Annotated in this window: 21 protein-coding genes; 13 read left to right on the top strand and 8 right to left on the bottom strand. The window is 61.5% G+C overall.

Features of this window, described 5'->3' with window-relative positions; genetic code table 11:
* Positions 1-275 precede the first annotated feature (275 nt).
* Complete coding sequence (locus tag J3A65_RS13165) at positions 276-1,571, top strand: adenylosuccinate synthase (protein WP_092660079.1); 1,296 nt, start codon at positions 276-278, stop codon at positions 1,569-1,571.
* A 58-nt stretch (positions 1,572-1,629) separates the two neighbouring features.
* Positions 1,630-4,080, top strand: a complete 2,451-nt coding sequence (locus J3A65_RS13160; RefSeq protein ID WP_209901602.1) for a hypothetical protein — start codon at positions 1,630-1,632, stop codon at positions 4,078-4,080.
* Between the two features lie 150 nt (positions 4,081-4,230).
* On the opposite strand, the gene rpoH is transcribed toward J3A65_RS13160, so the two are convergent.
* Positions 4,231-5,133, bottom strand: coding sequence for an RNA polymerase sigma factor RpoH (gene rpoH / locus J3A65_RS13155; protein ID WP_062455169.1), 903 nt, complete (start codon positions 5,131-5,133; stop codon positions 4,231-4,233).
* Positions 5,134-5,338: 205 nt separating this feature from the next.
* Positions 5,339-6,364 carry an RluA family pseudouridine synthase gene (locus J3A65_RS13150; protein WP_192077457.1) on the bottom strand — a complete coding sequence of 342 codons (1,026 nt, stop codon included), beginning with the start codon at positions 6,362-6,364 and terminating at the stop codon, positions 5,339-5,341.
* Positions 6,365-6,409: 45 nt separating this feature from the next.
* Between J3A65_RS13150 and J3A65_RS13145 the strand changes: the two genes are divergently transcribed.
* Complete coding sequence (locus J3A65_RS13145; protein WP_092660094.1) at positions 6,410-6,799, top strand: hypothetical protein; 390 nt, start codon at positions 6,410-6,412, stop codon at positions 6,797-6,799.
* Positions 6,799-7,620: an RNA methyltransferase gene (locus J3A65_RS13140; RefSeq protein ID WP_209903505.1), complete on the top strand. Its 822-nt coding sequence runs from the start codon at positions 6,799-6,801 to the stop codon at positions 7,618-7,620. The genes J3A65_RS13145 and J3A65_RS13140 overlap by 1 nt, the downstream gene beginning before the upstream one ends.
* A gap of 16 nt (positions 7,621-7,636) precedes the next feature.
* Here the strand turns inward: J3A65_RS13140 and J3A65_RS13135 are convergent, their stop codons facing one another.
* Entirely contained in the window at positions 7,637-8,887 is a 1,251-nt protein-coding gene (locus J3A65_RS13135; protein ID WP_209901600.1) for a hypothetical protein, read from the bottom strand.
* Positions 8,888-8,986: 99 nt separating this feature from the next.
* A complete protein-coding gene (locus J3A65_RS13130; protein ID WP_062457827.1) occupies positions 8,987-9,523 on the bottom strand; it encodes an EipA family protein in 537 nt (178 codons plus the stop codon).
* Between the two features lie 255 nt (positions 9,524-9,778).
* On the opposite strand from J3A65_RS13130, the gene J3A65_RS13125 reads away from it, so the two are divergent.
* The 3 genes from J3A65_RS13125 to J3A65_RS13115 all read left to right on the top strand — a co-directional run bounded on the left by J3A65_RS13125 (position 9,779) and on the right by J3A65_RS13115 (position 11,275).
* Entirely contained in the window at positions 9,779-10,453 is a 675-nt protein-coding gene (locus tag J3A65_RS13125) for a histidine phosphotransferase family protein (RefSeq protein WP_062455179.1), read from the top strand.
* 153 nt (positions 10,454-10,606) lie between these two features.
* Positions 10,607-10,969, top strand: a complete 363-nt coding sequence (locus J3A65_RS13120; RefSeq protein ID WP_062455181.1) for a response regulator — start codon at positions 10,607-10,609, stop codon at positions 10,967-10,969.
* A 54-nt stretch (positions 10,970-11,023) separates the two neighbouring features.
* A complete protein-coding gene (locus J3A65_RS13115; RefSeq protein ID WP_209901598.1) occupies positions 11,024-11,275 on the top strand; it encodes a hypothetical protein in 252 nt (83 codons plus the stop codon).
* Positions 11,276-11,392: 117 nt separating this feature from the next.
* On the opposite strand, the gene ctrA is transcribed toward J3A65_RS13115, so the two are convergent.
* Positions 11,393-12,094, bottom strand: coding sequence for a cell cycle two-component system response regulator CtrA (ctrA, locus tag J3A65_RS13110; protein WP_062455185.1), 702 nt, complete (start codon positions 12,092-12,094; stop codon positions 11,393-11,395).
* A 427-nt stretch (positions 12,095-12,521) separates the two neighbouring features.
* Here ctrA and J3A65_RS13105 point away from each other — a divergent pair, with 427 nt between their 5' ends.
* Positions 12,522-12,872, top strand: a complete 351-nt coding sequence (locus J3A65_RS13105) for a hypothetical protein (RefSeq protein ID WP_062455186.1) — start codon at positions 12,522-12,524, stop codon at positions 12,870-12,872.
* A 154-nt stretch (positions 12,873-13,026) separates the two neighbouring features.
* On the top strand, positions 13,027-13,485 hold the full coding sequence (locus J3A65_RS13100; protein ID WP_209901596.1) for a paraquat-inducible protein A: 459 nt from the start codon (positions 13,027-13,029) through the stop codon (positions 13,483-13,485).
* 88 nt (positions 13,486-13,573) lie between these two features.
* Here J3A65_RS13100 and J3A65_RS13095 read toward each other — a convergent pair whose 3' ends face one another.
* The gene (locus tag J3A65_RS13095) at positions 13,574-13,849 is read right to left on the bottom strand and encodes a DUF1153 domain-containing protein (protein WP_209901594.1); all 276 of its coding nucleotides are present in this window, start codon (positions 13,847-13,849) and stop codon (positions 13,574-13,576) included.
* A gap of 288 nt (positions 13,850-14,137) precedes the next feature.
* On the bottom strand, positions 14,138-15,166 hold the full coding sequence (locus J3A65_RS13090; protein ID WP_209901592.1) for a DUF2793 domain-containing protein: 1,029 nt from the start codon (positions 15,164-15,166) through the stop codon (positions 14,138-14,140).
* Between the two features lie 263 nt (positions 15,167-15,429).
* Here J3A65_RS13090 and J3A65_RS13085 point away from each other — a divergent pair, with 263 nt between their 5' ends.
* From J3A65_RS13085 to J3A65_RS13070, 4 genes are read left to right on the top strand one after another with little or no spacing between them, the layout of a single operon-like run.
* Positions 15,430-16,683, top strand: coding sequence for a sarcosine oxidase subunit beta family protein (locus J3A65_RS13085; RefSeq protein ID WP_062455194.1), 1,254 nt, complete (start codon positions 15,430-15,432; stop codon positions 16,681-16,683).
* Positions 16,684-16,733: 50 nt separating this feature from the next.
* The gene (locus tag J3A65_RS13080; protein WP_209901590.1) at positions 16,734-17,006 is read left to right on the top strand and encodes a sarcosine oxidase subunit delta; all 273 of its coding nucleotides are present in this window, start codon (positions 16,734-16,736) and stop codon (positions 17,004-17,006) included.
* Positions 17,003-19,960 (top strand): sarcosine oxidase subunit alpha family protein, encoded by a 2,958-nt coding sequence (locus J3A65_RS13075; protein WP_209901588.1) that lies wholly within the window; start codon positions 17,003-17,005, stop codon positions 19,958-19,960. Before J3A65_RS13080 ends, J3A65_RS13075 begins: the two co-directional genes overlap by 4 nt.
* Before the next feature lie 10 nt (positions 19,961-19,970).
* Complete coding sequence (locus J3A65_RS13070; protein WP_209901586.1) at positions 19,971-20,522, top strand: sarcosine oxidase subunit gamma family protein; 552 nt, start codon at positions 19,971-19,973, stop codon at positions 20,520-20,522.
* 24 nt (positions 20,523-20,546) lie between these two features.
* Here the strand turns inward: J3A65_RS13070 and J3A65_RS13065 are convergent, their stop codons facing one another.
* Positions 20,547-20,849: a HigA family addiction module antitoxin gene (locus tag J3A65_RS13065; RefSeq protein ID WP_209901583.1), complete on the bottom strand. Its 303-nt coding sequence runs from the start codon at positions 20,847-20,849 to the stop codon at positions 20,547-20,549.
* Positions 20,850-20,875 lie beyond the last annotated feature (26 nt).

Genomic DNA, 20,875 nt, shown 5'->3' with positions numbered 1-20,875 from the left:
CGACCTTGGCCGGAACGCTTGGCGTGGGCCATAGCGTGGGAATTTGCAAATTGTCACGCAAAAACCGTCCAGCATTCACAAACAGGTCGCTTTCCTCGGGCCAAGGCATTATAGATGCGCGCGTTTGCAGGGGCGGGTCCGGCGCGGTTTCGGACGAGCGCCCTTGTGGGAGAGAACTCTATCTGGCGCTCGCAACGCCGCTGTCTCAGAGCAGCGGTGCTGTCGCGGCGCTGTGGCGTGCTTGAAGGGCAGGCCCGAAACGCAGGAAAGCAAAGATGACGAATGTAGTCGTGGTTGGTTCGCAGTGGGGTGACGAGGGCAAGGGCAAGATCGTCGACTGGCTCTCTGAACGGGCGGATATTGTCGTTCGGTTCCAGGGCGGCCACAATGCCGGCCATACGCTCGTCATCGACGGTGTCAGCTACAAGCTGTCGCTGCTGCCCTCCGGTATCGTCCGCGGCAAGCTTTCGGTTATCGGCAACGGCGTCGTCGTCGATCCGCACGCGCTGGTCGCTGAAATCGCAAAGCTCGACGGGCAGGGCGTCAAGGTCACCCCGGACGTGCTGCGCATCGCCGACAACGCGACGCTGATCCTGTCGCTGCACCGCGAGCTTGACGGCCTGCGCGAAGATGCGGCATCCAACACCGGCACCAAGATCGGCACCACCCGCCGCGGCATCGGCCCGGCCTATGAAGACAAGGTCGGCCGTCGTGCGATCCGCGTCATGGATCTTGCCGACCTCGATACGCTGTCGGCCAAGGTCGATCGCATCCTCACCCATCACAACGCGCTGCGCCGCGGTCTGGGCGAGCAGGAAGTCAGCCATGAGACGATCATGCAGGAACTGACGTCCGTCGCCGAACAGGTTCTGCCGTTCCGCGAAACCGTCTGGGAACTGCTGGACAAGGAGCGCCGCAAGGGCTCGCGCATCCTGTTTGAAGGCGCGCAGGGCTCGCTGCTCGACATCGACCACGGCACCTATCCGTTCGTGACGTCGTCGAACACGGTTGCCGGCCAGGCTGCTGCCGGTTCCGGCATGGGCCCGGGCTCGCTGGGCTACATCCTCGGCATCACGAAGGCCTACACGACGCGCGTTGGTGAAGGCCCGTTCCCGACCGAACTCCATGACGAAATTGGTCAGTTCCTCGGTGAAAAGGGCCATGAGTTCGGCACCGTCACGGGTCGCAAGCGTCGCTGTGGCTGGTTCGACGCGGCGCTGGTTCGCCAGTCGGTCGCGACCAACGGCATCACCGGGATCGCGCTGACGAAACTCGACGTTCTCGACGGTCTGGAAGAACTGAAGATCTGCGTCGGCTACATGCTCGACGGCCAGCGGATCGACCATCTTCCCGCAAGCCAGGCGGCGCAGGCTCGGGTCGAGCCGATCTACGTGACGCTGGAAGGCTGGAAGGAATCCACCGTTGGTGCAAGGTCCTGGGCGGACCTGCCGGCACAGGCGATCAAATACGTTCGTCAGGTTGAGGAATTGATTGGCGCGCCAGTTGCGCTACTTTCCACAAGTCCGGAACGCGACGACACCATACTTGTGACGGACCCGTTTGAAGATTAATGTCAACTATTGATTATCCATTCAGCCGGCTTGAGCCCGGCGACAATGAGAAGTGCTGATGGCAGATTTTGTAGCGGTGATCCGCCGCGCTGTTGATGGTCTGGCGACAAACTCGCCTGAAGCCCGCGCGAAAGTGTATGAAAAAGCGCGTGGTGCCGTTCAACGGCAGCTCGAGAACATGAAGCCGCGGCCGCCGGAAGAAATGCTTCGGCGGCAGATGGACAAGCTCGAAACGGCGATCGTCGAAGTCGAGAGCGAGCACGCGGAGGCGCTGGCGCCGTTCGAGAACGAGGCTGGTTTCGCCGACGACGAATTTGCCGCCGGCCAGCCTGCGCCCGCTGAAGAGACGGTGTTGCCGGCTCCACCGGAGCCCGAGCAGGAACCGGCACCCGCTCCGGGCGAAGAGCCCGAACAGGCAGCACTGCTCGCCGCTACCGAGCCGGCTGGCTATTCGTATGACGAGCCGCCGCGCTATGAGGAACGGCACGAGCCTGTTGCTCCTGTTGCAGCCGAAGAACGCGAACCTGACGTTGCCCATTACGAACCGGCTGTAGAGCCGGAGACGTATGAGGCACGCACGGCCTACGAAGAGCGTCCGCTTTACGAAGAGCCTGCGCCGTCCGAGGAGCAGGACACTGTTCATCAAGGTGGATGGCCGGTCGGCGATGTCGCTGCCGTCAGTGAACGCGATGAGCAGGTCCACAACGAACCTGTGGCCGATGACGGCCGTGCACATTCTGTCGACGCGCCGATCGAGCAGTATCCCGGGACTGTCGACGAGCCTGTTGCAAACGAGCGGGATGATGATCTTCCCTACTCGGCTGCCCGTCAGGACGATGACGTCGCCCACGTCCAGTGGCCACCGCAGACCAGTGCGGAGCCAGCGCGCACGGAACATGCGCCGCTTTTCGAAGAGCCCACCTGGCATGAGCCGGCGCATTCCGAAAACACCGCCGCAGCCGCCTGGGACGACGTTCCGGAACTGGTGCCGGCCGGTCCCGTCGAGCCGGTCCATCAGAACCAGCCGCAGGCCGATCTAAACAGTGGTGATCGCGTCGACGCGCATTTCGACCAGGAAACCCATGTTTCTGCCGATGCAGTTCGCATGCCATCGGTCGCTGAGCTCCCAAGTTTCGGCCAGACCGGGACGGAGACCGGGCGCAAAGACGACAGCGACGATTTCTTCGCGGGCTACCAGCTTGACGCAAAAGCGGATGAGCAGGCACAAAAACCTGCCGGCAAGGATCACGAGAAGGATCCCTGGAGCGATCTGGATGACCTGATCGGGTACAGCAAGGGCGCGGCAATCGCCGGCGCCGGCGCTGCCGCCTCGAGCCCGAGACAGGCCCAGTCGGATGACAATCTCGAAGACCTGATGCCGACCCCGGCTAAGCCATACCGGGTGACGACGACGCGCAAGCGCAATTACGGTGGCCTCGCACTCGGACTGGTCGGCCTTCTGCTGCTGGGTGGCGCTGGTTATGCCGCCTGGATGAACCGCGACGCGCTGAGCGAGATGGTCGAAGGCTTCATGCCATCTTCCTCGACGGACACGGCGGTCTCGACCGCTGAAACGCCCGCGACCTCGCAACCGGCCTCCGGGAACGCAACTACGGCTCCGGCAGCAGCGCCGGCCAACCCGACGCCTTCGACGCAACAGGCAAATGGCCAGCCCGCCGGTCAGACGAGCCCGCCGCCAGCCGCGGACGGTTCGACCGCCAGCCCGAAATTCACCCAGCGTCTGATGCCGGATGGCACAGAGGTGGATGAAGGTCCGGGTTCGGCCGGAAGCCTTGCCCAGAACGCCGAAGGGCAGTCGGTGGCGCAGCTCAACGCCCCGCCGACCACGCCGCCTGCGGCGCCTGGTGCTGCCGCGACGGCTGCAACTGCGCCGGGCGCACCTGCAGCGCCTGCCCCCGACGCCAATCCGGCAGCGACCCCTGCTGTCTCCGGCGAAAAGATGTTCCTCTATGAAGAACGTCTTGGCCAGACCGCGCCGACCGCGATCGACGGGAGCGTTTCCTGGTCTCTGCAGCGCGAGCCGGGTTCCAACGGCGGTCCGCCTCAGGCTGAAGTCCAGGCCCGCATCACCATACCCGGTCGTGGTCTGACCGCGCTTGTGACGTTCAAGCGCAACTCGGATCCGTCGCTGCCCGCGAGCCATCTGATCGAGATCGTCTTTGCCGTCCCGCCCGACTTCGAGGGCGGTGCCATCGACAGCGTCCAGCGAATTGCGATGAAGACATCCGAGCAGGATCGCGGCAACGCCCTGATCGCGGTTCCGGCCAAGATCACCGACGACTTCCACATGATCGCGCTCAACGACTTCCCGGATGCCCGCAACACCAATATGGAGCTGCTGCGCACCCGCAACTGGATCGACATCCCGGTCGCCTATCGCAACGGACGCCGCGCGCTGTTCACGCTCCAGAAGGGGCCTGAAGGCGAAAAAGCGTTCAACGAGGCCATCCGCGAATGGGGCCAGGCCGGCGGCCAGACGGGCCAGTAAGCGACCGGTCGCAGGACATAGATCATAGGAGAAGGGTCGCGAAAGCGGCCCTTTTCCATTTCCAGCCTCCCGTTGCGAACTCCCATGGCTCCGGCCAAAGAAAAAGGCCGCAAAATGCGGCCTTCGATCTGCGGATACTGGTGTCTCTCGTTACGCGTCGACGACGCGCAGGGCCTGAGCCTGTGCGAGCGCTTCCTTGCGCACCGCATCCTGCACCTTTTCGAAGGCGCGGACCTCGATCTGGCGAACGCGTTCGCGGCTGATGTCGAACTCGGTGGACAGTTCTTCGAGCGTCACCGGGTCTTCCGACAGACGGCGGGCTTCGAAGATGCGGCGCTCGCGTTCGTTCAGCACGGCAAGTGCCTTGCCGAGCATGCGGCGGCGCGTGTCGAGCTCGTCCTGCTGGATCAGGACCGCTTCCTGGCTCTCATGATCGTCGACCAGCCAATCCTGCCACTGGCCGGCTTCGCCTTCAGCAGCCCGGATCGGGGCGTTGAGCGAAGCGTCGCCGGAGAGGCGGCGGTTCATCGAGATCACTTCTTCCTCGGATACGTTCAGCTTGGTGGCGATCTCGGTCACCTGGTGCGGCTTCAGATCGCCTTCCTCGATCGCCTGGATCTTGCCCTTGAGGCGGCGCAGGTTGAAGAACAGCCGCTTCTGGTTGGCGGTCGTGCCCATCTTGACCAGCGACCAGGAGCGCAGGATGTACTCCTGGATCGAGGCCTTGATCCACCACATTGCATAGGTCGCCAGACGGAAGCCGCGTTCCGGGTCGAATTTCTTGACGGCCTGCATCAGACCGACATTGCCTTCCGACACGACTTCGCCGATCGGCAGGCCGTAGCCGCGATAGCCCATGGCGATCTTTGCAACGAGACGCAGGTGGCTCGTCACCATCTTGTGTGCGGCAGCGCGGTCGCCATGCTCAGCGTAACGCTTCGCGAGCATGTATTCCTGCTGTGGCTCCAGCATCGGGAATTTGCGGATTTCGTCGAGATAGCGATTGAGACCGGCTTCGCCGGCGGTAATCGAAGGCAGATTGTTACGGGCCATGAAGCACCCCTTTCCGATCGTTGTCGGTTCCCGGCAGATTTCATCTGCCCTTACGGCGAACCGATTATGGCGCGGATCGTTCCCGACCCCGCACCAATGCGAGTGTCAGATAAGTGTGGCGGAACAGCGATTCAAGCGTTCACACCAACGTTATGACATTACAAATGCGTAATGATCGATCGGACTTCCGGCGACGGTCAGGCCGTCATTGCCGCAGGGCTTCGATCAACTGTTCCAGGTCGTCGGGGATCGGAGCCTCGAATTCCATCACCTCGCCCGTGCGGGGGTGTTCGAACACAAGCAGATAGGCGTGCAGCGCCTGGCGGGGGAAGGCGCTGACGACGGTGCGGGCGGGCTCGGGGATCTTGTTGACCTTGGTCTTGAAGCCACCGGCGTAATCGAGGTCGCCGATCAGCGGATGGCCGATATGAGCCATGTGGACTCGGATCTGGTGCGTGCGGCCGGTTTCCAGACGGCATTCGATCAGGGCCGCCAGCGAGGTTGCCTCGGGCGTCTCGTGGAAACGCTCGATCACCTCGTAATGGGTCACCGCCTCGCGCGCGTCCACGGCATTCTCGCGGGTGACGGCGCGCTTGGTGCGGTCGCCACCGGCGCGGCCGAGCGGTGCGTCGATCGTGCCCTTCAAACCTTTCGGGCGGCCCCAGACGACGGCCATATAGGCGCGTTCCAGCGGACCGGAACGACCATGGTCGGCGAACTGGTCGGCGAGGTGGCGATGCGCCAGATCGTTCTTGGCGGCAACCATCACGCCCGACGTATCCTTGTCGAGCCTGTGCACGATACCCGGCCGCTTGACGCCACCGATGCCGGAAAGAGTGTCGCCGCAATGGTGGATCAGCGCGTTGACGAGGGTCCCGGTCCAGTTGCCGGCGCCCGGATGCACGACGAGACCCGGTGGCTTGGCGATGACGATCAGGTCCTCGTCCTCATAGAGAACATCGAGCGGAATATCCTCGCCCTTGGGTTCGGGATCCTCCGGTTCCGGCAATGTGATCTCGATTTGATCGCCTGGGGACACCTTTTTCTTTGGCTCCGTGCAGGCCTTGCCGTTCAGAGTGACGACGCCCTGTTCGATCAGAGCCTTGATGCGGTTTCTGGAGAATTCGCCGTCCAGAACCTGTGTCAGCCACGCATCCAGCCGTCCTTCTGCTGCCTCATCGGCAGTCAGGACTTTCCTCGGGGCTTCGGCTTGTTTAAAGGGGTCGTTCATTCCGGTTTCCGTCAATTCGCAATCTTGCACGCATAAGGACAATTCATGCCCCAACCAGAAGTCGAGGAAAAGGAAGAGCCGCTTGATCCGGCGATGGAGAGAATCCGCCGGAAGATGGTGCTTCTGCAGCTCGTTTCGGGCGGGATCCTGTTTGTCTGCTTTATGGCGGTCCTCGCCGCGATTGTCTACAAGATCTCCCAGCGTCCCGCAGACGGCCCGGCAACGGTCGCCACGTCGGGAAGTTTCACCGTCCCGTCCGACCAGCCGCTGAAAGCCACCGCCGCACTGCCGACCGGTTTCCAAATCGACAATGTGTCGATGTCCGGCAGCCAGCTCGTCTTCCTCGGCCAGTTGAACGGTGCCCGCAAGGTGTTCGTGTTCGACATCGTGCTCGGCCGGATCGTCGCCGACGTGACGATCGCCACCGGTCCGTGATGGAGACAATCCGCATCGAGGATGCGGACGACCCGCGGATCGCCGAATTTCAGGCGGTCCGCGATCGCGACCTGACGGGGAGGGGCGGACGGTTTATCGCCGAGGGTACGGTCGTGCTGCGCATGCTGGCGCAGGCCCACAGGGCCAAGTCCGGCTTCGTCGCGGAGAAGCTTCTGCTTCTGGAAAATCGGGTGTCCGGGCTGGAAGACATCCTTGGCCGTTTCCCTGACGATGTCCCGGTCTATGTCGCATCCTCTGCCGTTCTCGACCGGATCGTCGGCTTCCACCTCCACCGCGGTGTGCTGGCGATCGGTCGCAGGGCTGAGGAGCCGTCGATTGCGGACCTCCTGCAGAACCTGCCGGAAAAGGCATTGGTCGTTGCGGCCTTCGGCATTTCCAACCACGACAATATCGGCTCGATCTTTCGCAATGCGGCCGCTTTCGGCGCCGATGCGGTGCTGCTCGATGCCGCCTGCTGCGATCCGCTCTATCGAAAGTCGCTGCGCGTGTCGGTCGGCTCGGTTCTCTCGGTGCCCTATGCCCGCACGGGGACGATGACGGAGCTTCTCGATGCGCTGATGTCGCGCGCCTTCGCGATCTGGGGCTTATCGCCGGCCGGACATGCCGAAATCCGCGACGTACCGGCGCATCCGCTGATGGCGCTGATCACCGGAACCGAGGGCGACGGACTGCCGGCGCATATCCTCTCCGCAGTCAAGACCGCCCGCATCGCCCAGAGGCCGGGACTGGACAGTCTCAACGCCGCAACCGCGACCGGTATCGCGCTCTACGAGATCGCCATGCGGCAGGGCCGGCTCTAGGAATTTCAGGTGTCGTTCAGGACGACGACTGCTCGTTCAGTTTCGCCATGGCCTTCTTGGCCTTGGCAGCCAGGCTTTCGCGATCGCTGTTGCCGGATTTTCCAGACAGGATCGTGTTGATCGGCGAGGCTTTGCCTTCGCGCGCGGCCGTGAGCGCCACAAGGCTTGCAGCGATGGTTGCAAGCTCCTGCCGAAGCGCTGCATCGTTAGCGCCATCGCGGCTCTTTAAAAGCCGTTCCGACACCGCGGTCGCCCGGTTGCGGGCATCGTCTGCGAGATCGATCATGGCCGGCGTCATCATCGCAGCTGTCATCATGGTGGGCTCTGGGTCCATGCCCGTCGGGCGGGCGACGGCTAACACACCCTCCTCGAGGAGATGCGCCGCCTGGATGTCTTCGGGACCGGGCGTGTTGATCTTGCCTGAATTCGACTTCGGTTTTGATCCGGCTGGCGACCCGGTTTTGCGCAGGGCCCGGCTCGCGTCACGGGCTTCCGCATTGGCAGTTTTCAGTTTTTCGCGCAGCCGTTCGATTTCCTGCTGACGGCGGTCCAGCGCCTCGGCCCTGTCGGCACCCTCGGCGATCTCCCGGTCCAGCCTTTCCTGCAGCGCTATCCGGCGTTGCTCTTCCAGCTTGACCTTGCCCTCGGCTTCCTTGGCGCGGGTGGTCATGTCGCGGATTTCCGTTCGCAGCGTCTCGCGTTCGTCGCGAAGATTGCCGATCCGGGCCTTGAGCCCTTCCATCTCTGCCGCATGAGACGAGAGGTCGATGCGGAAATTGTCCGTATCGGCAATCAGCCGGGCAACGTGCTGCTGGCGTTCGCCGATCTCGACATCGCGCATCCGCAGGTCGTCGTGGGACTGTTCCAGCGCCACCTTCAGCTCCTGGATATAGCTGTCTTCCTGGCGAAGACGCGAGCGGGTGGCGGCAGCCTCGACATCCAGCGTGTCGGCCTGCATCTTCAGGTCCTGCCGGTCGTCTTCAAGGGTACGGATGGTCGCATTCAGCGCCTCGATATCGAGCATCAGGCGGGTGTTTTTCTCGCGCGCCTGGATCAGTTCCTGAAAGGTCCGGGCGTTTTCCGCCGCATAGACGGCACGTGCCATATCACGCTGGGCACGCACTTCCTCAGGGCTGATCGGCAGTGTCGCGCGGATGCGGTTTTCCGTGTAGCGCACGATCCGCCTGTGGATCGCCGGCGAAATCAGGATGGCAAGCAGCGCCGCGCTGAGGAAACCCAGGCCAAACAGGAGTGCGTATTGGATCACGGAAAGCCGTTCTTTGTGTCTGGAGCGGACAGGCTCTTTTAAGCACGGGCGCCTGCACCCGGCAAGTGGGCTCGCCCGGTGGAGGCGTCTGCCTGCCGCTCAGAAGGGGTTCCAGGTGGCTTCGCGGGTCATCTTCAGATAGCCGACATTGATGCCGAGACGGGCGCCAAGGCCGGTGCGGATCGGCACCAGGATCACGTTGTTGTTGCGCAGGACCGTCATGCCGACGCCGGCGACCACGAAGGCCGAGCCGGAAACGCCACCGAAGCGGGCATAGAGCGAATCGACCGTCGGCAGGTCATAGACCAGCATCATAGCGCGGGTGCCCTGGCCGCCGTAATCGATGCCGAGCGATGGGCCCTGCCAGTAGGTCGGATGCTGTCCGGCGTTTTTCGTGTATAGCTGGCCTTCGCCATAGGTCAGGCCGGCGATGAAGGCGCCGGAGCCTTCCTGGCCGAGAATGTAACCGTTGGGCAGGCCGTATTTCGAGAAAGCGTTTTCCACCACCTTGGCGAGACCGCCGCTGGTGGAGCCGAAAAAGCCGTGGCCGGCATCGACAATTTCCTGCATCGAATACTGCGAAGCATTCTGCTGGGCGGATGCCCTTTCGATTGTGACACAGAAAGCGGTTGCCATGACCACGAAAGCGGTGGCAAAGCGAGCGAAGGCGGAAAGGTTCTGGCGGCGCATATTGAAGTCCGTTTGTTAAATCTTCCGTTATCAAGCGTCATGCTTAAGCCGCCTCTATCTTGGCGGCATGACGTTAACAATCGGTTTACCACAAATGGTGTCATTATGGCGGCACCTATACACATTGACCGTCGACAATCCCCGCGCAATGTTGCTGTGGCACATGCGCGAGGGAATATTTTCATCCAGCCGGAGACACGCATGCCTAAAAATCCCAATCTAACCCTCGGCGGTCCGGATCTGGCAGCTCTCCTCTGCAGCCGGGTCTGCCACGATATCATTTCGCCGGTCGGAGCCATCAACAATGGCCTGGAGCTTCTCGATGAGGGAGCCGCCGACGCGGATGCGCTCGACCTGATCCGTACATCCGCCATGAACGCCTCGGTGCGTCTGAAATTCGCGCGGCTTGCTTTCGGCGCCTCCGGCTCTGTTGGTGCATCGATCGATACGGGCGAGGCCGAAAAGGCTGCCAAGGAGTTCGCGGTCGCCGAAAAGAAGACGGAAGTCTCCTGGAACGGCCCGCGCGCCATCATCCCGAAGAACCGGGTCAAGCTGCTCCTCAACCTCTTCACAGTCGCTTACGGCGGCATTCCGCGCGGCGGCTCTCTCGATGTAACACTCGAAAACCCGGAATTCGACGCGAAGTTCATCATCACCATCAAGGGCCGGATGATGCGCGTGCCGGCGAAATTCGTCGAAGTCCTGTCGGGTGCCATGGAAGAGGCGGTCGATGCCCACACGATCCAGCCCTATTACACGGTTCTGCTGGCCGACGAATGCGGCATGGATTTGAAATACGTGGTGTCTGAAGACAAGATCACCTTCATCGCGGAAACCGTCCCTGCCGAAGTGCCGGCCGTTTCCGAAGAGGTCTGAGACCCGATCAAGCGCTCTGACATGTGAAAAGCGCGGGTTGCCTTGAGGCGGCCCGCGCTTTTCGCGCTGCGCCTGACGCGTAACTCTTTCTTAGCTTCATTCGGGTCATGGTGGATGTTGCCCAGGGACGGGCACAGCATCAGGGGAAACACGATGCAGCGAATGATGATTGCAGACAGTTCGGACATCGTGCGCAAAGTGGGCAAGCGCATTCTCTCGGAGATCGGCTTTCTGGTTTCCGAAGCGGGCACTGCGCAGGAAGCACTGACCGGCTGCCGTGCAACCTTGCCGAACTTCCTGATCGTCGATGCAGGCCTCGACGACGCGCTCGGTCTGATCGCCTCTGTCCGGGCAATGGATCGCGGCAAGGACGTCAAGATCTTCTACTGCGTCATCGAGACGGACCTGAAGAAGATGATGGCCGGCAAACGCGCCGGCGCCAGCGATTTTCTCCTCAAACCTTTCGACCGCAAGATCCTGACATCGGTGTTCGGCGGCTTTGCTGTTGCGGCTTGATAGTTTCAGCGTTTGCAGCGTGCGCTGAGTGAAGCCGCGTCTCGGAGGTGTCCTGTGAGCGAAGACGAACTTCTCGTTCTCTACCCCGTACCCAGTCTCATCGCGACGCTACTTCAAAGCGAGAGAGCGAAGGGGAGCCCTCTGACGGAAGACGAGGTCCTCGAAATCACCGACACGTGTGAGGTCATCGCAGTTTCCCGTGATGTTGCTCAGAAAATGGACGAGCAGCGCGGCTATCTCGACATCGATCCTGAGAACTGCTGGGACGAGTGGCAACAAGCTCGAACCGTGTTTATGGAAACTTGATCCGGACACCGCGCTGAATTCGTCAATCCTCAGCGCTTTCACCTCGGCAATCTCAAACGCAAAAACACCCGCTTGCGCGGGTGCTCTTCAATCCGGGATAGGGAAAAGTTTTCAGGCTCAGGCGGTTTCTGCGAGCTCGACATTGTCAGGTTCGCGCAGCACGTAGCCACGGCCCCAGACAGTCTCGATGTAGTTCGCGCCACCGGCCGCATTTGCGAGCTTCTTGCGCAGCTTGCAGATGAAGACGTCGATGATCTTCAGTTCCGGCTCGTCCATACCGCCATAAAGGTGGTTGAGGAACATTTCCTTGGTGAGCGTGGTCCCCTTGCGGAGCGAAAGAAGCTCCAGCATCTGGTATTCCTTGCCCGTCAGGTGCACACGCTGGCCGCCGACTTCGACGGTCTTGGCGTCGAGGTTCACGATCAGTTCGCCGGTGATGATGATCGACTGGGCATGGCCCTTCGAACGGCGAACGATGGCGTGGATACGTGCAACCAGTTCGTCCTTGTGGAACGGCTTGGTCATGTAGTCGTCTGCGCCGAAACCAAGGCCTCGTACCTTGTCTTCGATGCCCGCCATGCCCGACAGAATCAGGATTGGCGTCTTGACCTTTGACAATCTCAGAGTGCGAAGCACTTCATAACCCGACATGTCGGGGAGATTGAGGTCAAGAAGAATGATATCGTAGTCATACAACTTACCAAGGTCGACGCCTTCTTCGCCAAGGTCGGTCGTATAGCAGTTGAAGCTTTCCGATTTCAGCATCAGCTCGATCGACTGGGCCGTCGCGCTGTCATCTTCGATGAGTAGAACCCGCATAATTTTCCCCTTTACCGCCGCGTAAGGTTACCGATGCCCCCTTACTCGATACGGATCCAGACTGAGCCTGATTTGGAAGCTGCCAGAAACTGGTTAACAAATTATGAGCGGTCCTGGCAAGGTGCATCATTTTGTTAAGCAAAATTAGTAGCAGCCTGTTTTACTTTAAGGATTGGCCATCGCCAGCTTGATTCAGCGGAGGAGGAAACCCCGCTAAGTGATTCAAACGACTCCGACATTGTCGTGACCGAAAACCGGCCTTGGCATTTACCGACCCTTAAATGATCAGGCTTATTGTTAATGATGCCTGTAAATGAAAGGTTAACGCGGCGCCAAATTTGTTAACGCCTCGGAAATTTTTTGAGCCTCGCACTGTATTGAACAGGGGTTTACCGGCCTGGGTCTCGCTATCCACGGAGTATTGCGTATGAAATCGCGTGACAATCTTGTTCGCCTGAAGAACTTTCAGGTTAACGAAAAGCGTCGTCAACTGCAGCAGTTGCAGACGATGATGGCCGAATTCGAAAGAATGGCGAAGGAACTGGAGCACCAGATCACCGTCGAGGAGAAGAAATCGGGAATTTCCGACCCGAATCACTTCGCCTATCCAACTTTTGCCAAGGCTGCCCGCCAGCGGGCCGACAATCTGCAAGTCTCGATCCGGGAACTTCGGATCCAGCAGGATGCGGCCGAGCTTGCGCTGGAAGAGGCGGAAGCCGAATTTGCAAAGGCGTCGGCGCTCGAAGAGCGCGACACCGGTATGCGCGCCCGCGCCTGATGCCTTACGGCTGGTTGCCAGCCGAGCGCATCACACGATAGCGAGAGGACTTTGACGAGGGGACCGCGGACCGGTGCCCCCGTTTTTGCTTTTTCGACTTTTTCCACGGAGCGGCAGGGCAGACGTGTGGCCCAAGCTTTGCCATGGGTGCCCGATGAGAAGGCTCATCTGGTTTTCGCTTTATGCCGTCGCTTGTGTTTTTCTGGCCCCGGGTCTGACCCTGCCGATCATTCGCTTCGACCGCCTGTATTTCTTTCGCGAGACGCCGTCGCTGGTCGAACTCGTTTCTGCTCTATGGGGGCAGGGCGATGTCGCGCTTGCGCTCATCGTCGGACTGTTCTCGATCGTCTTCCCGGTTGCAAAGCTTATGGCGCTCGGCGCGCAAGCCTTTCGCGGCAATCGTCAGCCGAGATTTTTCGCGCGCGTGATGCCGCATCTTGCGAAATGGTCGATGATGGATGTGATGCTGGTGGCACTCGTGGTGTTTGCGGCCAAGACGTCCGGCCTCGCGCAGGCAGTAACGCAACCCGGCCTGTGGTTCTATGCGGCCTCGGCGATCATCGCGGGCATATTGCCGCAACTGGCGCGGCGAGAACCGTCCTTGTCCCGATAAATTTCAAACCAGGGCAAATAAAAAGTGCCGCTGCGGTGAGGCAACGGCACTTCGATTTTACCGATGAACAGTGGTCTGCTGACTTCGCCTAATGGCGGTACTGCTGAATGCGGGTGGTCCGAAGACCGGCCAGGCCGTAGTCGTTGATAGACGCTTGCCAGGACAGGAATTCTTCGACGGTGAGCGTATAACGCTCGCAGGCTTCTTCCAAGCTCAACAGGCCGCCGCGAACCGCGGCGACAACCTCTGCCTTACGACGGATAACCCAGCGGCGCGTATTGGCCGGCGGAAGATCCGCAATCGTAAGCGGGCTGCCATCGGGACCGATGACATATTTAACTCGGGGACGTATCATTTCGGTCATTGGACTCTCTACACAACGCAAGACCACAAACGAGAGCCTACCGGGGCAGTTTTAACATTTGACTAAACGAGACGCGCCATTTGTGGCCAAACCCGCATTGGTCGCAATTCACTTGATTCGAGCCGACAAAAACCTTTTAAAACAAGGCATTGTTAGAGTTGTCTTAAGTGATGAATTTCTTGTTTTATTTCATGGCTGCTCCGGAAGAGGACACATTGTGGCCACCGCGCGGGTAAAATGGCCGATCTTTGCAACTGGAATTGCGATAATCGGCCACGTCGATTTTGGTCAGAGCAGGGTCAGCGAGAGCTCCGTCTTGCCGGCACCCAGTGTCACCTGTGCGGTGCCGGAGTGCTGAAGCGTCAGGCTATCGCCTGCGCTCAGCGAAAGCACGCCGCTCGCACTCTGTGACTGAGCACCACCCGTTATGCCGGTGAGGGTCATCAGTGTCTCCGTACCGTTGCGCAGCAGCACGGCCCCATGCCCGGATGATGTGGTGACGACGAGATTGAGGGTGACGAGGTAGACGCCGGCGGCAGGAACCGTGATCGCATTGCCGCCGCCGGCTGCCGCAGCCCCAAGCACGAAACTGCCCTGGTTGAGGGCATAGGTGGTAAAGCCGCTTTGCTGACCCGATGTCGGCGTGAACGTGGTGCCTGTGCGATAGGCGCGCGCTGCCGGCTGGTTGGGGCGGCTGACGCGTCCCGTCGGGCTGATCGCGAGACCCGTGCGCCAGGTGGTGCCGTCGCTGATCTTGATGGAGAATTCGGTGTTTCCGGCAAGCCCCATTTCTGCGAACCCGGTCCAGTTGGACTGGAACAGCAGCGATGCGGTGTCGGTTGCGGCCGCCTTGTTGACCTTGATCTGGTGACCGTTGCCGGCATGGTTGAAGAGGCTTGCAGGAGACGACAGCGACAATCGGTTGGTGGCATCGGCGACAGCGTTTATGCCGAGCAGGCTCAGGGTGCCCTGATCCGGCAGCGGAACATCCCGCCATGCAGCGCCATCAAACACACGCAGGCGAGAAGTTTCCGCAAACCATGCCCGCCATCCCGTCTTCACGGTCAGGAAGGTCCAGGCGCCGTCCTGCCAGGCGGCGATGCTGCCGGTCTTGCCAGTCCATTCACCGGTTGCGCCAGCGCCGACCAGATGGCGATTGCCCTCGGCCGGCGTCGTCGGCGGAGCCGACAGTTCGGAGAGGATTGTCAGATGCACCAGCGCGTCCAGAACAAGCAGCGCCTCGTTGTGAGTGATGTGTTTTTGCGCCTGCGACGGCAGGATGAAGGGCATGTCGAGTTGGGTGGTCGTATCGGGCATGTCGCGCTCCCAAAGGTTGGCCAGTGTTGGTCGCGTGGATTTTACGGCCGTGCCCGCGCGTGAGGATGTAACTCGTGTTAAGTAACTGAAATATAATACGTGCCTGCGCCAAAATCGGCGCCCGCAACGTCCGGCGTGGCGGGACGGCAACGGTGTGGGGGCTTGTCTCGCCATGGCTTCAAACAGGCGTTCTGATGTCCCGATTGCCCTTGTTTCTTCGTCCGCATGTGCGAATGTGGGCGCAACGAGCACGGGAACACGGCATGCGATATTCCGCCTTATCGATCATCAAGCAGGCGCTTTCGGGCAATCGTCGCTGGACGCCGGCATGGCGCGAGCCGGAGCCGAAACCGCATTACGATGTGATCATCGTCGGCGGTGGCGGGCATGGTCTGGCGACGGCCTACTACCTTGCCAAGGAATTCGGCATCACCAATGTCGCTGTGATCGAGAAGGGCTATATCGGGTCGGGCAATGTCGGCCGCAACACCACGATCATCCGGTCCAACTACCTGCTGGAAGGCAATAATCCGTTCTACGAGATGTCCTTGAAGTTGTGGGAAGGGCTGGAGCGGGACTTCAACTACAATGCCATGGTGTCGCAGCGTGGCGTGCTGAATCTTTTCCATTCCGACGGCCAGCGCGATGAATACGCGCGTCGCGGCAATGCGATGCGGCTTCACGGCGTCGATGCGGATCTGCTCGACCGCGAACAGGTGCGAAGGCTCGCGCCCTATCTAAATTTCGACCACGGCCGCTTTCCCGTCATGGGCGGTCTCCTGCAAAAGCGCGGCGGCACGGTGCGTCACGATGCGGTCGCCTGGGGCTACGCACGGGGTGCCGATGCGAGAGGTGTCGATATCATCCAGCATTGCGAGGTGACGGGCATTCGCCGTGGACCGGGCGGCGAAGTCGAGGGCGTCGAGACGACCAAGGGCTTTATCGGCTGCAACCGGCTGGCGCTGGCCGCTGCCGGCAACACGACGACGGTCGGGCGGATGGCGGATCTGGCTTTGCCCATCGAGACGCATGTGCTGCAGGCTTTCGTGTCGGAGGGGCTGAAGCCTGTCATCGACAACGTCATCACCTATGGCGCGGGACATTTCTACATCTCGCAGTCGGACAAGGGCGGTCTCGTGTTCGGTGCCAATATCGACTACTATTCCTCCTATGCTCAGCGCGGCAATCTTGCGACCGTCGAGGAGACGATGCAGGAGGGAGTGTCGCTGATCCCCGGACTTTCGCGCGCCAAGGCGCTGCGGGCCTGGGGTGGCGTGATGGACATGTCGATGGACGGATCACCGATCATCGACCGCACGCCGATCGACAATCTCTATCTCAACGCCGGCTGGTGCTACGGCGGCTTCAAGGCCACGCCGGCCTCAGGATTCTGCTTCGCGCATCTGATTGCCAAGAACGAAACCCATCACGTCTCGCGCTTCATGCGGCTCGACCGGTTCGAGCGAGGCTATGTGCTCGACGAGGGTGGCAAAGGCCCGCAACCGAACATGCACTGAGCCGTATCCGCACCGAGACGAAGACCGAGAACAAAGACCGAGATTAAGACATGGCAAGCCTGATTACCTGCCCCCATTGCGGAACGCGGCCGAAGGAAGAGTTTTCGGTGCGCGGTGCCGTGATTGCCCGCCCGTCGGCGTCCGAAAAGGACGAGGCATGGCACCGCTATGTCTATGTCCGCGACAATCCGAAGGGTCGATATCAGGAATACTGGCATCACGCGGCCGGCTGCCGCCGCTGGCTGGTGGTCGATCGCGACAATCTCACGCATGAGGTCTTCGGCGTGACGGATGCGCAAGCGTCGCGGGAGGGGAGCCAATGAGCGCCTATCGCCTCGATGCCGGCGGTCTCGTCAACCGCGCCAATCCCCTGACATTCACGTTCGATGGCAAGAGCTATACCGGGTTCGACGGCGATACGCTCGCCTCGGCGCTGATTGCCAACGACCAGATGCTGATGGGCCGCAGCTTCAAGTATCACCGCCCGCGTGGCCCGGTGACATCAGGTTCCGCCGAGCCGAATGCGTTGATGACGATCGGTAGCGGCGCCCGATCCGAGCCGAACGTGCGGGCTACGGTCGCCGAGCTCTACAACGGCCTCACCGCCGTCAGCCAGAACCGCTGGCCTTCGCTTGCCTTCGATATGGGGGCCGTCAACGGCTTGCTGTCGCCGTTTCTTGGCGCAGGCTTCTACTACAAGACCTTCATGTGGCCGGCGATCTTCTGGGAAAAGCTCTACGAGCCTGTCATCCGCCGGGCCGCCGGTCTCGGCAAGCTGACCATGGAGGCGGATCCGGATCGCTACGAGAAAGCCTGGGCGCATTGCGACCTGCTGGTCGTCGGCGCAGGGCCTGCGGGCCTGATGGCAGCGCTTTCTGCTGCCCGTGCCGGTTTGCGTGTGCTCATTGCCGATGAAAGTGCCCGCTTCGGGGGCTCGCTGCTATCCGAAAACGTCGTGATCGGCGGGCAGGTGGCGAGCGATTACGCGGCAACTCTGGTCGAGGAACTCGCGTCCTTTCCGAACGTGACGATGATGCCGCGCACCACCGTGTTCGGCTGGTATGACGATATGGTGTTCGGCGCCGTCGAGCGGGTGCAGAAACACGTGCAGACACCGTCGCCGGATCTGCCCGTGGAGTGTGTCTGGCGCATCGTTGCCAAACGGGCGATCCTTGCCTCCGGTGCCGAAGAGCGGCCTCTCGTGTTCGGCGGCAACGACCGCCCGGGGGCTATGACCGCCAATGCGGCGCGCACCTATCTCAACCGCTATGGCGTGGCTGTCGGCTCCAAAGTGGCCGTGTTTACCAACGGTGGGTCCGGTTATCGCACGGCGGCGGATCTTTCCGCCCGTGGCGTCGAGGTTGCCGCGATCATCGATGCGCGCGCCGCCTCCACCGATCCGGCACCCTACGGCATTCGTGTCATCCATGGCGGTGCCGTCGTCGCCACAAGGGGCCGCAACCGCATCGATGCGCTGGTCGCAGAGCGTGCCGGTTTCGAGGAAGAGATCGCCTGCGATGCGCTGGCCATGGCCGGCGGCTGGTCGCCGATCGTGCATCTGATGTGCCAGCGCGGTGCCAAGCCCGTGTGGTCGGAGGCGGCGAAGGCATTTCTGGCGCCGGATGTGGGCGCAAGCTTTGTTGCTGCCGGCTCGGCTGCCGGTGCCGACAGCATCGCCGCCTGCCTTCGTGACGGGGCATCGAAGGCGGCTGCGTTTTCGACCGCACTCGGCTTTGCCGCCTATGAAGCAAACATTCCCGAGGTGGAAGGCGAATACGATCCTGATTTCGCGCCGCTCTGGTATGTGCCGGGGGCCAAGGACAAGGCCTTCGTCGATTTCCAGAACGACGTGCATGTCAGCGATCTCGGCCTCGCGCAGCGCGAGGGTTTCCGGCATATCGAGCATACCAAGCGCTACACCACGTCCGGCATGGCGACCGATCAGGGCAAGCTCGGCAATGTCGCGACGATCGGGATTGTCGCTGCCATGCGCGGCGTGTCGCCGGCCGAAATCGGCACCACGACCTTCCGGCCGTTCTACACGCCGGTCTCGATGGGTGCGCTTGCCGGCACGTCGCGGGCCGAGCATGCAGCGCCCGTCAGGACCTCGCCGCTGCATGGCTGGGCGAAGAAGAACGGCGCGACCTTCGTGGAAAGCGGCCTCTGGTACCGCTCATCCTGGTTCGCGCGCGACGGAGAAAAGACCTGGCGCGACAGCGTTGACCGTGAAGTGCGCAATGTGCGCGAAAACGCCGGTCTCTGCGATGTCTCGACGCTCGGCAAGATCGAGATTTTTGGCACAGGTGCTGCTGAATTCCTGAACCGGGTCTATTCCAACGCCTTCCTGAAGCTGCCGGTCGGCAAGGCGCGTTACGGCCTGATGCTGCGCGAGGATGGGATGGTGTTCGACGACGGCACGACCAGCCGCCTGTCGGAAAACCACTATGTGATGACCACCACGACAGCCTATGCGGCCGAAGTGATGGCGCATCTGGAATTTGCAAGGCAGACCTTCTGGCCTCACCTCGACGTGCGCTTCGTGTCCTCCTCCGACCAGTGGGCGCAGATGTCGCTCGCCGGTCCGAAGGCGCGGATCATCCTTGCCCGGATCGTGGAAGACGACATTTCCGATGCGGCGATGCCGTTTCTCGGTGCGAAGGTCGTCACGCTCAAGGGCGGGCTGAAGGCGCGCCTGTTCCGCATCTCGTTTTCGGGCGAACTCGCCTACGAACTGGCGGTACCCGCAGGCTATGGCGAAGCCGTGGCCGATGCGATCATGCAGGCAGGCCGCGAGGACGGTATCTGTGCCTACGGCGTCGAGGCGCTCAATGTCCTGCGCATCGAAAAAGGCTTCGTCACCCATAGCGAGTTGGAAGGCCGGACCACGGCCGACGATGTCGGTTACGGGAAAATGATGGCGATGACCAAGCCGGATTTCATCGGCAAGCGTCTCTCGACCCGTTTCGGCCTCACCGCCGCCGATCGCCTCCAACTCGTCGGCCTGAAGCCTCTGGAAACGGACAAGGAATTCATGGCCGGCGCCCATCTGCTCAAGGACGGCGCCGCCGCGACGCTTGCGGGCGACCAGGGCTTCGTATCATCAGCCTGCTATTCGCCGACGCTCGGACACACGATCGGTCTCGGCCTTCTCAAATCCGGCCGCGAGCGGATCGGGGAGAAGATCACTGTCTGGGATGGACTTCGCGGCACCGAAGTCGCGGCGGAAGTCTGCCTGCCGGTCTTTGTCGATCCGCAAAACACAAAACAGCATCTTTGAGGGCATGACGATGGTTTTGACACTTCTCCACCGCCATGCGCTCGAAGATCACATCCTGGGCTTCGAGACGAGCGCCAACCCCAACCACCTGTCCGTCGCGCGGCGGCCGGTGATCTTTTCGGTGCTTGCCCATGCGGGCCAGGAGCAGGCCGTGGGCCTAGCACTCAAGGCTGCCCCGGATATCGCGCCGCGCTTCTGCGGCCCGGCGGAATGGCTGGCGGTGTCGCTCACCGCAGGCTCAGAGACCGTTGCCGGTCACTTATCCGAAATATCCGGCGCCTCCGTCGTTGATCAGAGCGACGGCAAGGTGCTGATGGCGATTTCGGGACCCAGCGTGCGGCAGATCCTTGCAAAATGCGTCGGCGTCGATCTGCATCCGCAGGCGTTTGCGCAGGGGCATTCCGCAAACATGCAGTTCGGCCACGTCGCAGTGAATTTGGCGCGCACCGGCCCCGATGCCTTCGAGATCATCACGCCCCGGTCGTTCGCCGGCTCGGTCTACGAAGAGCTGATGGAAATGGGCCGCGAATTCGCCCTGACGGCATCGTTTTCGGGCGGGTGAAATTCGTCCGGGCCGTGACAGGTCTCAACCCGCCAAGGCATATTCCTCGATAGTCGCGAGTTCCGCCTCAAGAGCCTGCGCCTGCGTTTTCAGGTCGTAGCTCGTCTGCATATTCATCCACAGTTCAGGCGAGGTCTTGAAGAACCTCGCGAGACACAGCGCTGTATCCGTCGTGATGCCGACTTTCTCCCCGACGATGCGTTCAATCCGCGTGCGTGGAACATTGAGCTTCTTGGCAAGAGCGTAAGGGGTCATGTCCAGCGGCTCAAGATAGAGATCTCGCAGGATCTCGCCTGGATGAATTGCCGGGAGTACAGAGTTCACCATTCACGTCGCCTCGATGCCTCATGGGT

This window comes from Rhizobium sp. PvP014 (assembly GCF_017876855.1).
Classification (GTDB): Bacteria; Pseudomonadota; Alphaproteobacteria; order Rhizobiales; family Rhizobiaceae; genus Neorhizobium; species Neorhizobium soli.
Note: the sequence above shows the minus strand (reverse complement) of the source record. Positions and strands in the feature narration are given on the sequence as shown.

Coding starts and splice junctions, on each gene's coding strand:
- J3A65_RS13100 (WP_209901596.1), top strand. CDS start 13,027: ATGAGAAGGCTCATCTGGTTTTCGCTTTATGCCGTCGCTTGTGTTTTT.
- J3A65_RS13065 (WP_209901583.1), bottom strand. CDS start 20,849: ATGGTGAACTCTGTACTCCCGGCAATTCATCCAGGCGAGATCCTGCGA.
- J3A65_RS13095 (WP_209901594.1), bottom strand. CDS start 13,849: ATGACCGAAATGATACGTCCCCGAGTTAAATATGTCATCGGTCCCGAT.
- J3A65_RS13085 (WP_062455194.1), top strand. CDS start 15,430: ATGCGATATTCCGCCTTATCGATCATCAAGCAGGCGCTTTCGGGCAAT.
- J3A65_RS13075 (WP_209901588.1), top strand. CDS start 17,003: ATGAGCGCCTATCGCCTCGATGCCGGCGGTCTCGTCAACCGCGCCAAT.
- J3A65_RS13150 (WP_192077457.1), bottom strand. CDS start 6,364: ATGAACGACCCCTTTAAACAAGCCGAAGCCCCGAGGAAAGTCCTGACT.
- J3A65_RS13070 (WP_209901586.1), top strand. CDS start 19,971: ATGGTTTTGACACTTCTCCACCGCCATGCGCTCGAAGATCACATCCTG.
- J3A65_RS13130 (WP_062457827.1), bottom strand. CDS start 9,523: ATGGCAACCGCTTTCTGTGTCACAATCGAAAGGGCATCCGCCCAGCAG.
- J3A65_RS13090 (WP_209901592.1), bottom strand. CDS start 15,166: ATGCCCGATACGACCACCCAACTCGACATGCCCTTCATCCTGCCGTCG.
- ctrA (WP_062455185.1), bottom strand. CDS start 12,094: ATGCGGGTTCTACTCATCGAAGATGACAGCGCGACGGCCCAGTCGATC.
- J3A65_RS13165 (WP_092660079.1), top strand. CDS start 276: ATGACGAATGTAGTCGTGGTTGGTTCGCAGTGGGGTGACGAGGGCAAG.
- J3A65_RS13160 (WP_209901602.1), top strand. CDS start 1,630: ATGGCAGATTTTGTAGCGGTGATCCGCCGCGCTGTTGATGGTCTGGCG.
- J3A65_RS13140 (WP_209903505.1), top strand. CDS start 6,799: ATGGAGACAATCCGCATCGAGGATGCGGACGACCCGCGGATCGCCGAA.
- rpoH (WP_062455169.1), bottom strand. CDS start 5,133: ATGGCCCGTAACAATCTGCCTTCGATTACCGCCGGCGAAGCCGGTCTC.
- J3A65_RS13145 (WP_092660094.1), top strand. CDS start 6,410: ATGCCCCAACCAGAAGTCGAGGAAAAGGAAGAGCCGCTTGATCCGGCG.
- J3A65_RS13120 (WP_062455181.1), top strand. CDS start 10,607: ATGCAGCGAATGATGATTGCAGACAGTTCGGACATCGTGCGCAAAGTG.
- J3A65_RS13125 (WP_062455179.1), top strand. CDS start 9,779: ATGCCTAAAAATCCCAATCTAACCCTCGGCGGTCCGGATCTGGCAGCT.
- J3A65_RS13105 (WP_062455186.1), top strand. CDS start 12,522: ATGAAATCGCGTGACAATCTTGTTCGCCTGAAGAACTTTCAGGTTAAC.
- J3A65_RS13080 (WP_209901590.1), top strand. CDS start 16,734: ATGGCAAGCCTGATTACCTGCCCCCATTGCGGAACGCGGCCGAAGGAA.